Source organism: Nonomuraea sp. NPDC046570 (genome assembly GCF_040645915.1).
Taxonomy (GTDB): domain Bacteria; phylum Actinomycetota; class Actinomycetes; order Streptosporangiales; family Streptosporangiaceae; genus Nonomuraea.
The window spans coordinates 25,311-42,702 of sequence record NZ_JBEYZF010000028.1; the positions used below are offsets into that span (position 1 = coordinate 25,311).

The window sequence follows — 17,392 nt, forward strand, 5'->3', positions numbered from 1 at the left end:
GGTCAGGGGCGGGTGCGGCGGAGCCGGGTGTAGGCGGCCAGGCCCAGGAGGGGCCAGAGGACTGACGGGATGGTCAGGGCGGCCAGGTCGGTGGTGAGGGTGTCGTTGCCCGCCGCCTTCATCCAGGCGGTTACGGGGACCGTGAGCCATGACAAGGGTGAGGCGCTGAGCAGGAGCATGGCGACGAAGGCGGCCAGCAGTGTGATGATCGAGACGGCGGGGGACGGCAGGATCGGGCGGCTGGTCAGGGCGCCGATCGTGGTGCCGGTCAGGGCGGCCAGGCCGTGCAGGGCGGCGGCCGCGGTGAGGGTCGTGGGGGTCGGGGTGGCGCTCAGGCCCAGGAGCAGGCCGAAGGCCAGGGCCAGGGCGGCGAAGGCGCCGGTCACCGTCAGCGCGGCGAGGAGGCCCGCCGTCACCTCTCTGCCGGGCCCGCCCACGGTCGTCGCCGACACCGTGCGCTGGGTGTCGGGCTCGGTGTCCAGCAGGCCGCGCGCCGCCCAGGCGAGCAGCGGGATGACGAGGACGGCCGAGTCGGTCAGCGCCGCCAACTCCTGACCCCGGGGCGCCCTGCTCGCGAAGACGAACGAGAGGAGCAGGAGGATGGGCAGGAAGGCCTGGATCACGCGGTGGGAGCGGACGTAGGCGGCGATCCGGTAGTGCACCAGGGCGATCATGCGAGTGTCCTCTCCCTGACGTCGTAGCCCTGATCACGCAGGCGGGCGATGAGAGCGGGGGCCTCGTCGGCGGGCAGGGTGACCTCGACCACGGCCGTCGACGGCGCGGCCTGCGAAGCGGCTGCCGGAGACGAGAGCGGGGCGGGGACAGTCGGCGAAGGTGTCGGTGTGGCTCTCTCGGTGAGGTGGCCGTCGGCCACTGACCAGTGGCGGACGGACGGCAGGGCGCTCAGGCCGTTCTGGTGGTCGCTGGCGATGACGATGCCGCCGCGGGCCGCGATCTCGGTGACGATCTCCGGGAGGGTGTCGCGGGTGACGGCGTCCAGCCCGGCGAACGGTTCGTCCAGGATCAGCAGGCCGGGCGCGGCCATCAGCGCCTGGACCAGCCCGACCTTGTGGGCGCTGCCCTTGGACAGGTCGCGCAGGCGGTGGCCGAGCATGGGGCTCAGGCCGAGCCGTTCGGCCCACGGTTCGTAGCGGGCGCCGCCCCGGATCCGGGCCATGTGCCGCAGGTAGTCGGCGACGGTGAACGGCTGCCCGACGGGGAAGTGGTCGGGCGCGAAGCCCACCACGGCGGGGCGGCCCTCGATGGCGCCCCTGGTCGGCGGGGTGAGCCCGGCCAGCAGCCTGAGCAGCGTGGACTTGCCCGCCCCGTTGGCCCCGGACACCTCGACGACGTCTCCCGACGCCAGGGTCAGGCATACGTCGGTGAGCACCCAGGGGGCTCGCCTGCCGTACCGGAAGAAGAGCTGCGAAAGCCGCATAGACACCGGAGTCTAGTCGCGCGAGGTGGGGGGCGGGCGTGCTTGATCGCGTCGCTACGGCTCTGTCTGGACGTATTGTCATGACATTCGGATGTCCGCTATGTCGCCAATAAAGTGTGGCCGAATCTCACTCGGTTGCGCTCGCACGGTGGGCTCGCCGCTGCAGATCGTCCGCCATGTGGTGGTGCCGCTGGTCCGCTCCGGGCTCGGTCTGGTCGATCGCCAACGTGTGGGGTAACTTCCTGATGCCCTACCTGCTCCTCAGCGACGTCGAGAAGCAGCCCGCTGTTCGTCAGCAAGAAGTACGGCTTCCGCTTCCACGGAGGGATCAAGCGCTGATGGCCGCAATCGAACTGCGAGGACTCACCAAGGTCTACCCCGGGGGCGTGAAGGCGCTCGACGCGCTCGACCTGGTGGTGCCCGACGGGGAGTTCTTCGCCCTGCTCGGCCCCTCGGGATGCGGCAAGACCACGCTGCTGCGTACCATCGCGGGCCTGGAGACGGCCACCGGCGGCGCGGTCGTCATCGGCGAGCGCGAGGTGACCGACGTGCAGCCGGGCGCCCGCGACATCGCGATGGTCTTCCAGGACTACGCGCTGTTCCCGCACATGGACGTCACCGACAACATCGCCTATCCGCTGCGCATCAAGAAGGTGCCCAAACAGGAGCGGCAGCGCAAGGCCGCCGAGGTCGCGGCCAGGCTCGGCCTGGAGCGGCTGATGGACCGCAGGCCCGGCCAGCTCTCCGGCGGCCAGCAGCAGCGCGTCGCGCTGGCCAGGGTGATGGCCACCCAGGCGCAGGCGTTCCTGTTCGACGAGCCGCTGTCCAACCTCGACGCCAGGCTCCGCCTGGAGGCCCGCACGTTCCTGAAGAAGCTGCAGCGCGAACTCGGCGTCACCACCGTCTTCGTCACCCACGACCAGGCCGAGGCGCTGGCGATGGCCGACCGGATGGCGGTCATGGAGAACGGCGTCATCCGCCAGATCGGCACGCCCGCCGAGGTGTTCCAGCGTCCCGTCAACACCTTCGTCGCCGGATTCATCGGGTCGACTCCGATGAACCTGCTCGACGGCGTCGTCCGAGGCGACACGCTGGAGGTGGCGGGCCGCAAGGTCGCCATCCCGCAGGCGGCCGGCGGCCGTCTCGTCGACGGAGAGAAGATCGTGTACGGCGTGCGCCCCGAATACCTGACCTACTCCGCCGAGCCCGTGGACGGGGCCTTCGGCGGGACGGTGGCCATCGTGGAGAACCTGGGCGCCAGCCACCTGGTGACGCTGGAGTCCGGCGACGCCACCGTGCAGGCGATCGTCGCCGAGGGCGGCGAGCCCGAGCCGGGCGCCCAGGGCTACGCGCTGCCGAGGGGCGACCGAGCACTGGTGTACCGCGACGGCGACCTGGTGCGCGGATGACCGTGATCCACGGCCGCTGGACGCTGGACGACCGCCTGGAGCTGATGCTGCGCGAGGTGCCGTTCGAGGTGCCCGCGGGCACGGCGGCGGTCACCGTGCGGCTGCGCTACGACCGTTCGCAGGGCGTGCTCGATCTGGGCTGCGCCTCCCCGGACGGGTTCCGCGGCTGGTCGGGCGGGGCCCGCGACGAGTACACGGTGAGCGCCGCCTGGGCGACCCCCGGCTACCTGCCGGGCGAGCCCGAGCCCGGAACGTGGCAGGTCTGGCTGCGGCTGCACCGGGTGCCGCCGCAGGGCCTCGACTACACCCTGGAGATCGTCGCGGAGCGGTCCGTCCCCGAGCGCCTGGAGACGGCCGAGCCGCCCAGCGGGGAGCGCCCGCCGCGCCGCGACCTGCCCGGCGTGGACGGCCTGCGCTGGCTGGCCGGCGACTTCCACGCGCACACCGTGCACAGCGACGGCTCGCACACCATCGCCGAACTGGCCGAGCTGGCCAAGGGCCGGGGGCTCGACTTCCTGGCCGTCACCGACCACAACACCGTCAGCCACCACCCCTTCCTGGACGCGATCGGCAGGGAGCGGGGCATCGCGCTGCTGCCCGGCCAGGAGGTCACCACCGATCGGGGGCACGCCAACGTGTTCGGCGAGGTGGGCTGGGTCGACTTCCGGCGGCCCGCCGACGAGTGGATGGCGCACGCCGACCGGGAGGGCGGGCTCATCTCGATCAACCATCCGCTGGCCGCCGACTGCGCCTGGCTGCAGCCGTCGCGCGAGCGCCCGCGCGTCGTCGAGGTGTGGCACTCCTCCTGGTGGGACCGCCGCTGGGGCGCGCCGATCGCCTGGGCGCAGTCCTGGCGCGACGACGTCGTCGCGATCGGCGGCAGCGACTTCCACCGGCCCGGCGCCGACGCCCTGCCCGGCTCGCCGACGACGTGGGTGCTGGCCGAGGGGCCCGAGACGGTCGTCGAGGGGGTGCGGGCCGGCCGTACCGCCGTGTCCGCGGGGCGGGACGGGGCGCTGCTGCTCAGGCTGGGCGACGAACTGCTCGCCGTGGACGCCGACGGGCTGGTCCTGGTACGGCCCGGCGGCGAACGGCAGGTGATGCGTGGCGATCGGGTGATCGTTCCGGCGAACGCCGGGCCGTACCGGCTGGAGACGTGGGATAACGAGGTGATCGCGCTGTGCGCGTGACACCCCCGGCACAGAACGGAAACGAGGCATGAGCGCAGAGATCGTCGTCGTCCCGCACACGCACTGGGACCGAGAGTGGTACGAGCCGTTCCAGCGGTTCAGGCTGCGGCTGGTCGCGCTGCTCGACGAGGTGCTGGACACGATGGAGCGTGAGCCCGGCTACCACTTCACCCTCGACGGGCAGCTCGCCTGCGTCGACGACTACCTGGAGGTGCGGCCGGAGCACCGCGACCGGATCGCCGCCCTGGTCCGCTCCGGGCGGCTGGCGATCGGCCCGTGGCAGATCCTGCTGGACGAGTTCCTCTGCTCCGGCGAGAACATCGTGCGCAACCTCGCGCTCGGCATGGACCGCTCGGAGAAGCTCGGCGCCGCCATGCCGGTCGGCTACCTGCCGGACATGTTCGGGCACGCCGCGCAGATGCCGCAGATCCTCAAGCTGGCCGGGCTGGAACACGCCTGCGTCTACCGGGGCGTGCCCTCCTCGGTGGTCACCGACGCGTTCGCCTGGGTCGCGCCGGACGGCACCGCGGTGCGCGCCCAGTACCTGCCCGCCGGCGGGTACGGCAATGGCGCCCACCTGTTCGAGCTGCCCGGCGAGGTGGCGCCGAGGGCCGCCCGGTTCGTCGAGACCATGCGCGCCTGGCACGGCCCCGACGGCCCGCTGCTGGCGATGTACGGCACCGACCACTCCGCCCCGGTGCAGGGCCTGCCCGGCATGGTCGCCTCGGTCGACGCCAGGATGGACACCCTGTCCGGCTACATCGGGAGGTTCTCCCCGGAGACCGCGGGGCTGCCGCGCGTCGAGGGCGAACTGCGCTCGCACGCGCGCGCCAACATCCTGCCCGGCGTGATCTCCGTGCGCGCCCACCTCAAGCAGCTCATGGGCCGCGCCGAGCGGATGGTCGAACGCTACGCCGAGCCGCTGGCCGCGCTGTGGGGCCGGGAGTGGCCGGGCCGGTTCCTCGACATGGCCTGGGGGCGGCTCATCGACGCCGGCGGCCACGACTCCATCACCGGCTGCGGCGTCGACGAGACCGCCCAGCAGGTCGCCGCCCGCATCGCCGAGGCCGAGCACCTGGGGCAGGCCGTCCGCGACATGGTCACCGCCCGGCTGGCCGCGGCCGTCCCCGCGGGCGGCGTGCTCGTCGTCAACCCCACCCCCGCGACGCGCCGGGGCGTGGTGTTCCTGGACGTGGCGGGCCTGGACCCGCTGGTGGACGGGACGGGCTCACGGGTGCCGCTGCAGCCCCTGGAGTACGCGCCGACGCTGCTGCTCGACGAGGAGATGGACCCGGCCGTCGCGCTGACCTTCATCCACGGCACCGAGCTGTACGGCCGGCACATCACCGGCTGGTCGGTGGACGGGCCGGTGCTGACCTTCAGCGTGGCGCGCGAGTCCTCCGCCGCGTTCGACGTGGCCGAGCTGCGCGACCACCTGGCGGGCGTGACCCGCGTCCGCATCCTGGCCGAGACCCGCCGCACGGTCGCCGCCCTGGTCGAGACGCCGCCGCTGGGTCACACCAGCGTGCGGCCCAGTGCCTCCGCCTCGCTCCCGTCCTCGATGGCCGGGATCGGGCCGGTTCGCCTGGAGGGGCAGACGATCAACAACGGGCTGGTGCGGGTCGAGCTCGACGACGACGGCACGTTCACGCTGACCGGGGCCGATGGGACCACGATCAGCGGGGCCGGGCGGATCGTCGACGGCGGGGACGTGGGAGACACCTACAACCACGCTCCGCCCGCGGGGGACGTGCTGGTGTCGCGGCCGGAGTCGGTGGAGGTGGAGACGGTCTGGTCGGGGCCGCTGGTGGCCGCGTTCGACGTGCGCCGCATCTATCGGTGGGCGGCGGCCAGGGCGGAGCGGGACGAGGTGGTCAGTTTCGCCGATGACGCCGGCCGTACCGAGGAGATCGTCGTTGACACCCGGGTCGAGTTGCGGGCGGGGGAGCCGTTCGTGCGGCTGCACGTCGAGTTCGACAACCGGTGCGACGATCACCGGGTGCGGCTGCACGTGCCGCTGCCGTCGGCGGCGGCCTCGTCGTTCGCGGAGGGGCAGTTCGCGGTCGTGGAGCGGGGGCTGACCTCGGAGGCGGGATGCGGTGAGACGCCGCTGCCGACCTTCCCCGCCTCCTCCTGGGTGGCGGCCGGGGGAGTGGCCGCGCTGCTGGAGCACGTCACCGAGTACGAGCTGGTCGAGGAGGGGAGCGAGCTGGCGCTGACCCTGCTGCGGTCGGTCGGCTACCTGTCGCGCAACCGCAACGCCCTGCGCCCCGAGCCCGCCGGGCCGCAGCTTCCCACCCCCGCCGCCCAGTCGCGCGGGACGCGGTCGGTACGCCTGGCGCTCATGCCGTGCGGCGACTCCTGGGCCGGGGTGCCCGCGGCGGCCGAGGTGTTCAGGCACGACCTGCTGGCCGTGCCCGGCACCGGCGAGAGGGCACTGGGCCTGCCCGCCGCCGCCTCCGGGCTGTCGGTGAGCGGCGACGGGGTGGTGATGACCTCGCTCAGGCTCCGCGACGGCTGGAAGGAGCTGCGCGTGGTGGCCCTGTCGGACACCGGGACGGACGCGGTGGTCGCGGGCGACTTCACCGCCGCCAGGACCGCCGACCTGCGCGGGCGCCCGGGAGACGAGCTGCCGGTCGCGGACGGGTCGCTGCGGCTGCCGCTGCGGGCCTGGGAGATCGCCACGATCCAGCTGCGCTAGTCGCCCGAAACCGCGGTGGCCGGGCTCTGCCGGTTTCTGAGCAGGGCCACGACCACCGAGGCCACGGGGGCGGCCAGGAAGGCGCCGGTGATCCCGGCGATCACACTGCCCACCGTGATCGCCACCAGGATCACCGCGCCGGGCAGGTCCAGTGCCCTGCCGTACACCTGGGGGGCCAGCACGTGGCCCTCGACCTGCTGGATCAGCACGGTCACCGCGACGACGACCAGCGCGACCAGCCAGCCCTTGGCCACGAACGCGACCACCGCGGCCAGCAGCCCGGCCAGGAACGCGCCCACCACCGGCAGGAACGCGCCCACGAAGGTGAGCACGGCCAGCGGCAGCGCGATCGGCACCCCGAGGATCCACAGCGCGATCCCGATGCAGAACCCGTCGAACAGGCCGACGACCGCCACGCCGCGGATGTAGCGGCCGACCACGTCGTAGACCACGCCGCCGGAGTCGCGCAGGTGCGGCCGGGCCTGGACGGGGATCAGGTCGAGCAGCCAGCCGAAGAGCCGGTCGCCGCCGTGCACGAAGTACAGCGACAGGATGACCGCCAGGATGGCGCCGATCACGATCTCGCCGACCGTCTTGGCCCCGGCCAGCGCGCCGGTGGCGATCTGCTGACCCTGCTTGGCCACGTACGTCTGGGCCTGGGCGAGCAGTTCGCGCAGCTTTGCGTCGTCCAGGCCGAGCCGGGCGGCGAGCGTGTGCAACTCCTCGACCGCGCTGCCGACGCTGGCGCTCAACTGGGCGAAGCCGTTCACGGTGGGCGGTACCAGCAGCGCGACGAACACGCTGAACAGCAGCAGGCCGCCCAGGCAGACGATCGTGGTGGACAGGCCGCGGCCCATGCCGCGCCCGCGCAGCCAGTGGGCGGGCGGCAGCAGCAGCGTGGTGATGAACACGCCGAGCACGATCGAGATGACCACCGTGCCGATGAGGTTGAGGACGTAGAGGGCCACCGCGGCCAGCGCGATCACCCCGAGCGCCCGCCAGGCCGCCTCACCGCTCAGGCTCTTCATGCCGGTGATCTTCCCCGCCGCCGATCGGCGGTAACCCCTCTGACCTGCGAGGGGGCTCCTTAGCGGGTGCCCCAGGAGTAGGTCTGCTTCTTCAGCTTGAGGTACACGAACGACTCGGTGGCGCGGACGGCCGGTATGGCGCGGATCTTGCCCAGGATCTCCAGCAGGTGCCGGTCGCCCTCGCAGACCACCTCGACGATCACATCGAAGGAGCCCGCGGTCAGCACCACGTAGTCGATCTCCTCGATCGCCGCCAGCTCGTCGGCGATCGTGTCCAGGTCGCCTTCGCAGTTGATCCCGATCATCGCCTGGCGCGGGAAGCCGAGCGTGAGCGGGTCGGTGACCGCGACGATCTGCATCACCCCCGCGTCCTGCAAGCGCTGCACCCGCTGACGGACGGCCGCCTCGGACAGGCCGACGGCCTTGCCGATCGACGCGTACGGCATGCGCCCATCTCCCTGGAGCTGCTCGATGATCAGCTTGGAGATGTCGTCGAGCACCACCGGGGCGGGCCGGGCCTCTGAAGCGCGGCGGACCTTGGGCGGGGTCGTCATCGGGACTGTCCTCCTAGCCGCACACGGCTGATGCGGTCCTGGTGCGACATGTTGTCAGCTCAGTGGGCCCTGTCAAGCGAATTCGTAGCAATTTGGTATCTTCACCACGAAATCCCTTGTCGTGATGCACCTGCTCTGTCAGAGTCGCGACAACTCAGCCACCTCATCAGGAGGTCAACGTTGACCACCCGTCTGCAGAACTTCATCAACGGTGAGTTCGTGGACGCCACGAGCGGCCGATTCTCCGACATCATCGACCCCTGCACCGGGGAAGCCTATATTCAGGCCCCGATCTCCGGTTCAGAGGATGTCGACGCTGCCTACGCCGCCGCGGCCACCGCGTTCACCACATGGGGACGGATCACCCCGGGCGAACGCGCCGGACTGCTGCTGAAGGTCGCTGACGCGATCGAGGCGCGGGCCGACGAGATCAACGAGGCGGAGTGCCTCAACACCGGCAAGCCGCGGGCCCGCATGGCCGAGGACGAGACCCCGGTCGCCGCGGACCACTTCCGCTTCTTCGCCGGCGCCGCCCGTACGCTGGAGGGCCCCACGGCCGGTGAGTTCCTCGCCGACCACACCAGCGTCATCCGGCACGAGCCGGTCGGCGTCATCGGCCAGGTCACGCCCTGGAACTACCCGATGATGATGGCGGTCTGGAAGATCGCCCCGGCGCTGGCGGCCGGCAACACGATCGTGCTGAAGCCGTCCGACACCACCCCGGCCTCCACGCTGAAGCTGGCTGAGATCGTCGGCTCGGTGCTGCCGCCCGGCGTCTTCAACGTCGTCACCGGCGACCGCGAGACCGGCGCGCTGGTCGTCGGCCACCCGACGGCGTCGATGGTCGCGATCACCGGCTCGGTCGGCGCCGGCATGGCCGTCGCCAAGAGCGCCGCCGACGACGTCAAGCGCGTCCACCTGGAGCTCGGCGGCAAGGCGCCCGTCGTGGTCTTCGACGACGTCAAGGACCTCAAGGCCGCCGCGGAGGGCATCGCCTCCGCCGGCCTGTACAACGCGGGCCAGGACTGCACCGCGGCCTGCCGCGTACTGGTCCACGAGAGCGTGCACGACGAGTTCGTGGCCGCGCTGACCGAGGCCGCCGCGGGCACCGTGACCGGCGACCTGTCCAACGAGGACGCCCTGTACGGCCCGCTCAACAACGAGAACCAGCTCACCCGCGTCCAGGGCTTCATCGACCGCGTGCCCGCGCACGCCAAGGTGCTCACCGGCGGCCACCGCGTCGGGGACAAGGGGTACTTCTTCGCTCCCACCATCGTCGACGGCCTCAAGCAGGACGACGAGATGGTGCAGGACGAGATCTTCGGCCCGGTCATCACCGTCCAGACCTTCAGCGACGAGGCCGACGCCCTGGCCAAGGCCAACGACGTGCGCTACGGCCTGTCCAGCTCGGTGTGGACCTCCGACCACGGCCGCGCCATGCGCATGTCCAACCGGCTCGACTTCGGCGTGGTGTGGGTCAACACCCACATCCCGTTCGTCTCGGAGATGCCGCACGGCGGGTTCAAGCACTCGGGTTACGGCAAGGACCTGTCGGTCTTCGGCCTGCACGACTACACCCGGGTGAAGCACGTCATGCACTTCATCGGCGAATAGCCCAGAACACAGAGGGACGTCCTTCATGACCGCTCGTAGGGATGTGGTCGCATGACCGCTCTGCAGGAGAGCACCGAGGTCGCCACGGTGGCCGCGATCCAGCTAGATGACGTCGTGAAGGAATACCTCTCGCACGGCGAGGTGGTCCAGGCGGTGAAGGGCGTCTCCCTCTCCATCGCGGAGGGGGAGTTCTTCTCCCTCCTGGGCCCCTCCGGCTGCGGCAAGACCACGACCATGCGCATGATCGCCGGGTTCGAGGAGCCTTCACGCGGCCTGGTCCGGCTGTACGGCAACGACGTCACCAACGTCCCGCCGAACAAGCGGGACGTGAACATGGTCTTCCAGTCCTACGCGCTGTTCCCGCACATGAACGTGTGGGACAACGTGGCCTTCGGTCTCCGGCAGCGCAAGACGCCCGACGCGGAGGTCCGGCGGCGGGTCGGCGAGATGTTGGAGATCGTCGACCTGACCGGCCGGGAGAAGCGTCGGCCGCGCGAGATGTCCGGCGGCCAGCAGCAGCGCGTGGCGCTGGCTCGCGCTCTGGTGAACAACCCCAGGGCGCTGCTGCTGGACGAGCCGCTCGGCGCGCTCGACCTGAAGCTGCGCCAGGCCATGCAGATCGAGCTCAAGCGGATCCAGCGCGAGGTCGGCATCACGTTCGTGTACGTGACGCACGACCAGAGCGAGGCGCTCACCATGAGCGACCGCATCGCGGTGATGAACGACGGCCTGGTCGAGCAGCTCGCCGGACCCCGTGAGATCTACGAGGCTCCGGCCAGCGCGTTCGTCGCCGGCTTCATCGGCACCTCCAACCTGCTGGCCGGCACGCTGACGGGGGGCGTGCTGGAGGTCGGCGGGGGACGGGTGCTGGTGCCGGGGCACGACGACGGTGAGATCACCGTCACCGTCCGGCCGGAGAAGATCACGATTTCCACCGAGGAGTCGACGGGGGACGTGAGTGCCGTACCCGGCACCGTCTCCGAGGTGGTGTACCTGGGTACCTACAACAGCTACGCGGTGCGCCTGGCGGACGGGGCCGAAGTGACCGTCTTCCAGCAGAACGCCGTGGACGCGAGCACCACCGCGGAGCGCGGAGACTCCGTCTGGCTGTCATGGCAGCCGCAGCACTCATACGCGATTGGACGTTGATAAGCCCCCATGGACCACCGCACGAGCCCCGCCTTCCTCCGTGGTATGACCACCAGCCGCCGTGACGCCTTCAAGCTGGCCGCCGCCGCTCTCGCCCTGAGCGCCTGCGGCGTGCAGGGCAAGAAGGTGGAGGCCCCCAAGAAGGACGCCGTCGCCGACTACTGGGCGAACAAGAAGCAGAACGGCACCCTGCGCTTCGCCAACTGGCCGCTCTACATCGACAAAGAGGGCAAGGACTACCCCTCGCTGAAGCTGTTCGAGCAGGACAAGGGCATCAAGGTCACCTACGCGGAGTCGATCCAGGACAACGGCACCTGGTTCGGCAAGATCCAGCCGCAGCTCGCCGCCGGCACCGACATCGGCTGCGACCTGATGGTGATGACCAACGGCATCCAGCTCGGCCGGGCCATCGACCTGGGCTACCTGGTCGCGCTCGACCACTCCAAGCTGCCGACCTTCGCCGCCAACGCGAGCCCGGGCGTCAAGAACCCCACCTGGGACCCGAACAACACCTTCACCGTCCCGTGGACGGTCGGCGTCACCGGCATCGCCTACAACCCCAAGTACGTCAACGAGGTCACCAGCATGGCCGACCTCTGGAACCCGAAGTACAAGGGCAAGGTCGGCATGATGCTCGACTCCCAGGAACTGGCCAACTTCGGCATGTTCGCCCTCGGCATCGACCCCGACAAGTCGGGTGAGGCGGAGTGGAAGAAGGCGGCGGCGAAGCTGCAGGAGCAGCGCGACGCGGGGCTGGTGCGCAAGTACTACGAGAACGACTACATCGACGCGCTGGTGCGCGGCGACATCTGGATCACGATGGCCTGGTCGGGCGACGTCTTCCAGCAGATCGCCGAGGGTAAGGACCTGAAGTTCGTGGTGCCGCAGGAGGGCGCGACGATCTGGACCGACAACATGTGTATCCCGAAGACCGCGCAGAACCCGGTCGACGCGCTGGCGCTGATGGACTACGTCTACCAGCCGAAGATCGCCCAGATGCTGGTGGAGTACATCAACTTCATCACCCCGGTCCCCGCCACCCAGGAACTCGTCCGCACGCACGCGGCCGAGGAGAAGGGCGAGGACAAGAAGCTCCTGGAGCAGATCGCCACCAGCCCCCTGATCTACCCCTCGGCCGAGGACATGGCCAAGATGCGGTCGTACAAGATGCTGACGACCGCCGAGGAGAAGGTCTTCGAAGGCATCTTCCAGCCGATCAGCCAGGGCTGAGCGCATGAAGCGCCTCACCCCCTACCTGCTGATCCTGCCGGGCGGGCTCTGGCTGGCGATCTTTCTGGTGGTGCCGATGGTCTTCATGGCCTCGGTCTCCACCCAGGAGGGCGACCTGGTCAACGGGTTCGCGCAGACCTTCAACTTCGCCAACTACTCCGAGACGCTGGTGCAGTACCAGACGCAGTTCCTGCGCTCGGCGGGGTACGGCCTGCTCGGGACGGCCATCGCGATCGCCCTGGCCTACCCCATGGCGTACTGGATCGCGTTCAAGGGCGGTGCGCGCAAGTCCACCTACCTGCTGCTGGTGCTGCTGCCGTTCTTCGTCTCGTTCGTGCTGCGCACGGTGTCGTGGAAGTTCCTGCTGGCCGACGAGGGCATCGTGCTGGCGCCGCTGAAGTCGGCGGGGCTGCTGCCCGAGGACTTCCACGTGCTGCAGACCACGGCGGCGGTGATCGGCGGGCTGGTCTACAACTACCTGCCGTTCATGATCCTGCCGATCTACGTGGCGCTTGAGCGGGTGGACCCGCGCGTGGTGGAGGCGGCCCAGGACCTGTACGCCACCCGGACGCGGGCGTTCACCAAGATCGTGCTGCCGCTGTCGCTGCCGGGGGTGTTCGCGGGGGTGCTGATGACCTTCGTGCCGATGACCGCCGACTACGTCAACGCCGCCATCCTCGGCGGGCCGGAGAACACGATGATCGGCAACATCATCCAGACGGAGTACCTGGTCAACAGCGACTACCCGGTCGCGGCGGCGCTGTCGTTCACGCTGATGGCCGCGATGCTGATCGGCATCTTCGCCTACGCCAAGGCGCTGGGCACCGAGAACGTGCTGGAGGCGGCGGCCCGATGAGACGCAGACTCGCCGACCGCCTGCTCAAGGTCTACGTCTGGTTGATCCTCGGCTGGCTGTTCGCGCCGATCCTGGTGATGATCGCCTTCGGCTTCAACGACACCGCGAGCAAGTCGAACGTGTCCTGGCAGGGGTTCACGCTCAAGTGGTGGACCCGGCTGGACGAGTACCCCGACCTGACCACCGCGGTGCTGAACTCCATCTACCTGGCGCTGCTCTCGGTCGCGGTCACCACCGTGCTCGGCACGCTGCTGGGCCTGGCCCTCGGCCGCTACCGCTTCCGCGGCCAGGGCGCCACGAACCTGGTGATGTTCGCCGCGATCTCCTCGCCCGAGCTGGTCATGGGCGCCTCGCTGCTGTCGCTGTTCATCAGCCTCGGCGTGGACATGGGCTTCTGGACCGCGGTGATCGCGCACGTGCTGTTCTCGCTGTCGTTCGTGGCGATCACCGTGCGGGCCCGGGTGGTCGGCCTCGACCCGTCGATCGAGGAGGCGGCCCGCGACCTGGGCGCGTCGACCTGGACCACGTTCTGGCGGATCACCTTCCCGATGATCCTGCCCGGCGTGGTCGCGGGCGCGCTGCTGGCGTTCGCGCTGTCCATCGACGACTTCGTCATCACCCAGTTCACCAGCGGGCCGACCCAGACCTTCCCGCTGTGGATCTGGGGGGCCACCCGCATCGGGGTCCCGCCCCAGGTGAATATCCTGGGAACGCTCATCTTCGCGGTGGGAGTCGCGATCGCCGTCGTCAATTCGGTGACCGCGCGACGCCGCGCTTGAAACTCCAAAATCCCCCGTGCCTGCGGGGGATTTTGGTATCTACCGACAAGGAACAGGGAGGCGAGATCGGATTTTGGCGGGGGGAACCCGTGCGCGATCAGCAGATCACGCGATTTTTCTAGATAAGAACTAACTTCATGTAGGGAAGTGGGATTTGTGGATCCGCTGAAGGCGCTTGCTGACGCGGAGCGCAAGCCGTACTGGCTGGACACTCCGGCCAGACCCGAGCCGCTCAGGCGGCTCATCGGACAGACGAGCGCCGACCTGGTCGTGGTCGGCGGAGGCTTCTCGGGGCTGTGGACCGCCCTGATGGCCAAGGAGAGAGACCCCTCACAGGACGTGGTCCTGCTGGAGGGCCGCAGGATCGGCTGGGCGGCGTCCGGCCGCAACGGCGGGTTCTGCATGGCGACCCTGACCCACGGCCTGGCCAACGGCCTCGAACGCTGGCCCGAGGACATCGAACGCCTGGAGCGCATGGGCGTCGAGAACCTCGACGAGATCGAAGAGACCCTCACCCGCTACGGCGTCGACTGCTCCTTCGAGCGCACGGGTGAACTGGTCGTCGCCACCGAACCGTGGCAGCTCGACGACCTGACCGGGAACATGGACCTCATCCAGGACCTCGGCCTGGACTACGTGCCCATGGACGCGGAGCAGGTGCGCGCCGAGGTCAACTCGCCCACCTACCTGGGCGGGCTCTGGGTACGCAGCGGCTGCGCCATGGTCGACCCGGCCCGGCTCGCCTGGGGGCTGCGCGAGGTCTGCCTGCGGCTCGGGGTGCGCATCTACGAGCGCAGCCCGGTCCGCTCGCTGCAGGACGACGGCATCACCATCGAGCTGCGCACGCCGTACGGCGTGGCCCGTGGGGCGAAGGTCGCGCTCGGCACCGGTGTGTTCCCGCCGCTGCTCAAGCGGCTCAAGCACTTCCTGGTGCCGGTCTACGACTACGCGCTGATGACCGAGCCGATGTCGCCCGCACAGCTCGACGAGGTCGGCTGGGGCAACAGGCAGGGGGTCGGCGACTCGGCCAACCAGTTCCACTACTACCGGCTGACCGACGACAACCGGATCCTGTGGGGCGGGTACGACGCCGTCTACTACAACGGCGGGCAGCTCAAGGCGGAGTACGACCAGCGCGACGAGACCTTCGTCAAGCTGGCCGGGCACTTCTACGACACCTTCCCCCAGCTCGACGGCCTGCGCTTCACCCACCGCTGGGGCGGGGTGATCGACACCTGCAGCCGCTTCAGCGCGTTCTACGGGCAGGCCCACGGCGGGCGGCTCGCCTACGCGGTGGGCTACACCGGCATGGGCGTCGGCGCCACCCGCTTCGGCGCCAACGTGATGCTCGACCTGCTGTCGGGCGAGCAGACCGAGCGCACGTCGCTGGCCATGGTCAAGGACAAGCCGGTGCCGTTCCCGCCGGAGCCCGTACGGTCGGGGGTGATCCAGTTCACCCGCTGGTCGATCGCCCAGGCCGACCTGCACGAGGGGCGGCGCAACCTCTGGCTGCGCACGCTCGACCGGATGGGCCTCGGTTTCGACTCCTGACCCGTCTCGCCTCACACTGGGGGCGTGACCGAGCGAGTTGAGTTCGAGGTGAGCGGCACGACGGTGGTGGGCGACCTGCGGGTGCCCACCGGCGGCGCCGGCCCGTTCCCCGCACTGGTGTTCACCGGCCCCTTCACCGGCGTGCGCACGCAGGTGACCGGGCTGTACGCCGAGCGGCTGACCGCGAAGGGCTACGTCACGTTGTCCTTCGACCATCGTCACTGGGGCGAGTCGGGCGGTCAGCCGCGCAACCACGAGGACCCGCAGGCCAAGCTGCACGACCTGCGGGCCGCCGTGTCGCTGCTGCGCGCCCGCGAGGAGGTCGACCGGGAGCGGATCGGCGCGGTGGGCATCTGCCTGGGCGGCGGGTACGCGCTGCGCTTCGCCGCGTTCGACCCGAGGGTGAAGGCGTTCGCCGGCATCGCGGGCGCCTACAACAACCCGTACGGCATGCGCACCGGCATGGACTACCCCGCCGCGCTCACCGCCCTGACCGAGGTCCTGGAACGCCAGGACCTCGGCGGCCCGGTGGAGTACCTGCCCGCCGTGGCCGAGGAGGGTGAGGCGGCCATGCCGGGCGACGAGCCGTACGCCTACTACGGCAAGGCCGTCGCGCCGTGGACGAACGAGGTGACCCGGGCCAGCGTCAGGGAGCTGATCACCGTGGACAACATGATGGGCGCCGACTTCCTGTCGCCGAAGCCGGGCCTGATCGTGCACGGCGTGATCGACCGCTTCTGCTCGCCCGAGGGCGCCGAGGAGGCGTTCAAGCGGCTGGACCAGCCCAAGAAACTGGTCTGGCTGGACGCCAGGCGGCACATCGACCTGTATGACGCGGAGCCGTACGTCACGCAGGCGGTCGAGGCGACCGCGGAGTTCCTAGGCGAGCACCTGTAGTTGGAAGAGCCCCACCGGGCGGACCAGGCGGTAGCCGAGGGCCCGGTTGACGGCGAGCATCGGCCCGTTGTCGTCGGCCACGGCGGTCAGGACGTCCCGGACGAGCGGGTGGCGTTCGCGGAGCACGGCGAGCATGCGCGTCTTGACCGCCAGGCCGAGCCCCTTGCCCCGGTGCCTCCGGTCCACGGTGGTGTCGTTCTGGAAGGCGCGCGGGAAGGTCAGGGAGGGCAGGTCCATCTCGGTGAGCGCGGCGATCGTGCCGTCGGGGGCGAGCGCGGCCACGGTGATCAGCGTGCGGTCGCGTCGCAGCAGGACCTCCGCCATCTCGCGCACCCGGGCGGCGTCCCACGCGGGCGGGCGCTGGTCCAGGTCGCCGGAGGGCGCGTCCTCGATCGCGGACTTGGCCACGGCCAGGGCGTCGGCGTGCTCGTCGGGCACCATCCCGGTCCACTCGACGAGGCGGTAGCCGCCCGGCAGCGGCGCGGGCGTCACGGTGGCGGGCACGTCCATGGCGTGGAAGCCGAGCGGCAGCGCGAGGGTGAACCCGTGGGCGGCGGCGAACCGTTCGCCGGGCCCGCCCCGGGTGGCCATCGTGCTGACCGTGGTGCGGCCCTCGGCGGCCAGTTCGGCGCGCACCGCCGCCCACAGCCGGGTGCCGAGGCCGCGCCTGCGCCGGTCGGGGCGCACGGCGAGCCTCTCCAGGAACGCGGCGTGCCGGTTGGCCGGGTCGAGGAACAGCCGGACGGCGGCCACGCCCGCCAGCACCAGCGGGTCGCCGTGCTCGACGAAGCCGAACCTGGCGTGCCGGCTGCGCAGCGCGGGCACCAGCAGCCGGCCTGCGGTGTCCCGCCGGTCGATGGGCGGGTCCTCGGGCGTGTCGTGGGCCTGGACGGCGGCCGCGACGGCGTGCCAGGCGTCCACGGTGGCGGGAGCGGGCGGGTCGGCCAGGCGGGTGGTCATGGGGCCTCACCTTAGGCAGTGGGTGTACACCCGTCA

Annotated in this window: 15 protein-coding genes; 10 read left to right on the top strand and 5 right to left on the bottom strand. The window is 70.6% G+C overall.

The window, feature by feature from the left end; all coding sequences use genetic code 11:
* Positions 1–2: 2 nt before the first annotated feature.
* Both ABZ911_RS32700 and ABZ911_RS32705 read right to left on the bottom strand, forming a co-directional pair.
* Positions 3–674 (bottom strand): hypothetical protein, encoded by a 672-nt coding sequence (locus ABZ911_RS32700; RefSeq protein ID WP_358064726.1) that lies wholly within the window; start codon positions 672–674, stop codon positions 3–5.
* On the bottom strand, positions 671–1,438 hold the full coding sequence (locus tag ABZ911_RS32705) for an ATP-binding cassette domain-containing protein (RefSeq protein WP_358064729.1): 768 nt from the start codon (positions 1,436–1,438) through the stop codon (positions 671–673). The genes ABZ911_RS32700 and ABZ911_RS32705 overlap by 4 nt, the downstream gene beginning before the upstream one ends.
* 338 nt (positions 1,439–1,776) lie before the next feature.
* Here ABZ911_RS32705 and ABZ911_RS32710 point away from each other — a divergent pair, with 338 nt between their 5' ends.
* The 3 genes from ABZ911_RS32710 to ABZ911_RS32720 are packed head-to-tail and all read left to right on the top strand — an operon-like array spanning position 1,777 to position 6,738.
* Positions 1,777–2,847, top strand: coding sequence for an ABC transporter ATP-binding protein (locus ABZ911_RS32710; protein WP_358064732.1), 1,071 nt, complete (start codon positions 1,777–1,779; stop codon positions 2,845–2,847).
* Complete coding sequence (locus tag ABZ911_RS32715; RefSeq protein WP_358064735.1) at positions 2,844–4,037, top strand: CehA/McbA family metallohydrolase; 1,194 nt, start codon at positions 2,844–2,846, stop codon at positions 4,035–4,037. The genes ABZ911_RS32710 and ABZ911_RS32715 overlap by 4 nt, the downstream gene beginning before the upstream one ends.
* 28 nt (positions 4,038–4,065) lie before the next feature.
* A complete protein-coding gene (locus ABZ911_RS32720) occupies positions 4,066–6,738 on the top strand; it encodes an alpha-mannosidase (RefSeq protein ID WP_358064738.1) in 2,673 nt (890 codons plus the stop codon).
* On the opposite strand, the gene ABZ911_RS32725 is transcribed toward ABZ911_RS32720, so the two are convergent.
* Both ABZ911_RS32725 and ABZ911_RS32730 read right to left on the bottom strand, forming a co-directional pair.
* Positions 6,735–7,766: an AI-2E family transporter gene (locus ABZ911_RS32725; RefSeq protein ID WP_358064741.1), complete on the bottom strand. Its 1,032-nt coding sequence runs from the start codon at positions 7,764–7,766 to the stop codon at positions 6,735–6,737. The two genes, ABZ911_RS32720 and ABZ911_RS32725, sit on opposite strands and share 4 nt — an antisense overlap.
* A gap of 59 nt (positions 7,767–7,825) precedes the next feature.
* Complete coding sequence (locus tag ABZ911_RS32730; protein WP_358064744.1) at positions 7,826–8,320, bottom strand: Lrp/AsnC family transcriptional regulator; 495 nt, start codon at positions 8,318–8,320, stop codon at positions 7,826–7,828.
* Positions 8,321–8,500: 180 nt separating this feature from the next.
* On the opposite strand from ABZ911_RS32730, the gene ABZ911_RS32735 reads away from it, so the two are divergent.
* The 7 genes from ABZ911_RS32735 (at position 8,501) to ABZ911_RS32765 (ending at position 16,396) form a co-directional block, all read left to right on the top strand.
* A complete protein-coding gene (locus tag ABZ911_RS32735; RefSeq protein ID WP_358064747.1) occupies positions 8,501–9,934 on the top strand; it encodes a gamma-aminobutyraldehyde dehydrogenase in 1,434 nt (477 codons plus the stop codon).
* Positions 9,935–9,985: 51 nt separating this feature from the next.
* Positions 9,986–11,083, top strand: a complete 1,098-nt coding sequence (locus tag ABZ911_RS32740) for an ABC transporter ATP-binding protein (RefSeq protein ID WP_358064750.1) — start codon at positions 9,986–9,988, stop codon at positions 11,081–11,083.
* 45 nt (positions 11,084–11,128) lie between these two features.
* Entirely contained in the window at positions 11,129–12,313 is a 1,185-nt protein-coding gene (locus ABZ911_RS32745) for a spermidine/putrescine ABC transporter substrate-binding protein (protein WP_358064753.1), read from the top strand.
* Positions 12,314–12,317: 4 nt separating this feature from the next.
* Complete coding sequence (locus ABZ911_RS32750; RefSeq protein ID WP_358064756.1) at positions 12,318–13,169, top strand: ABC transporter permease; 852 nt, start codon at positions 12,318–12,320, stop codon at positions 13,167–13,169.
* Positions 13,166–13,948 (top strand): ABC transporter permease, encoded by a 783-nt coding sequence (locus tag ABZ911_RS32755; protein WP_358064759.1) that lies wholly within the window; start codon positions 13,166–13,168, stop codon positions 13,946–13,948. Before ABZ911_RS32750 ends, ABZ911_RS32755 begins: the two co-directional genes overlap by 4 nt.
* A gap of 156 nt (positions 13,949–14,104) precedes the next feature.
* Positions 14,105–15,499 carry an FAD-dependent oxidoreductase gene (locus ABZ911_RS32760; protein WP_358064762.1) on the top strand — a complete coding sequence of 465 codons (1,395 nt, stop codon included), beginning with the start codon at positions 14,105–14,107 and terminating at the stop codon, positions 15,497–15,499.
* A 24-nt stretch (positions 15,500–15,523) separates the two neighbouring features.
* On the top strand, positions 15,524–16,396 hold the full coding sequence (locus tag ABZ911_RS32765; RefSeq protein ID WP_358064765.1) for an alpha/beta hydrolase: 873 nt from the start codon (positions 15,524–15,526) through the stop codon (positions 16,394–16,396).
* Here the strand turns inward: ABZ911_RS32765 and ABZ911_RS32770 are convergent.
* Positions 16,379–17,356: a GNAT family N-acetyltransferase gene (locus ABZ911_RS32770; protein WP_358064768.1), complete on the bottom strand. Its 978-nt coding sequence runs from the start codon at positions 17,354–17,356 to the stop codon at positions 16,379–16,381. The two genes, ABZ911_RS32765 and ABZ911_RS32770, sit on opposite strands and share 18 nt — an antisense overlap.
* Positions 17,357–17,392: the final 36 nt, after the last annotated feature.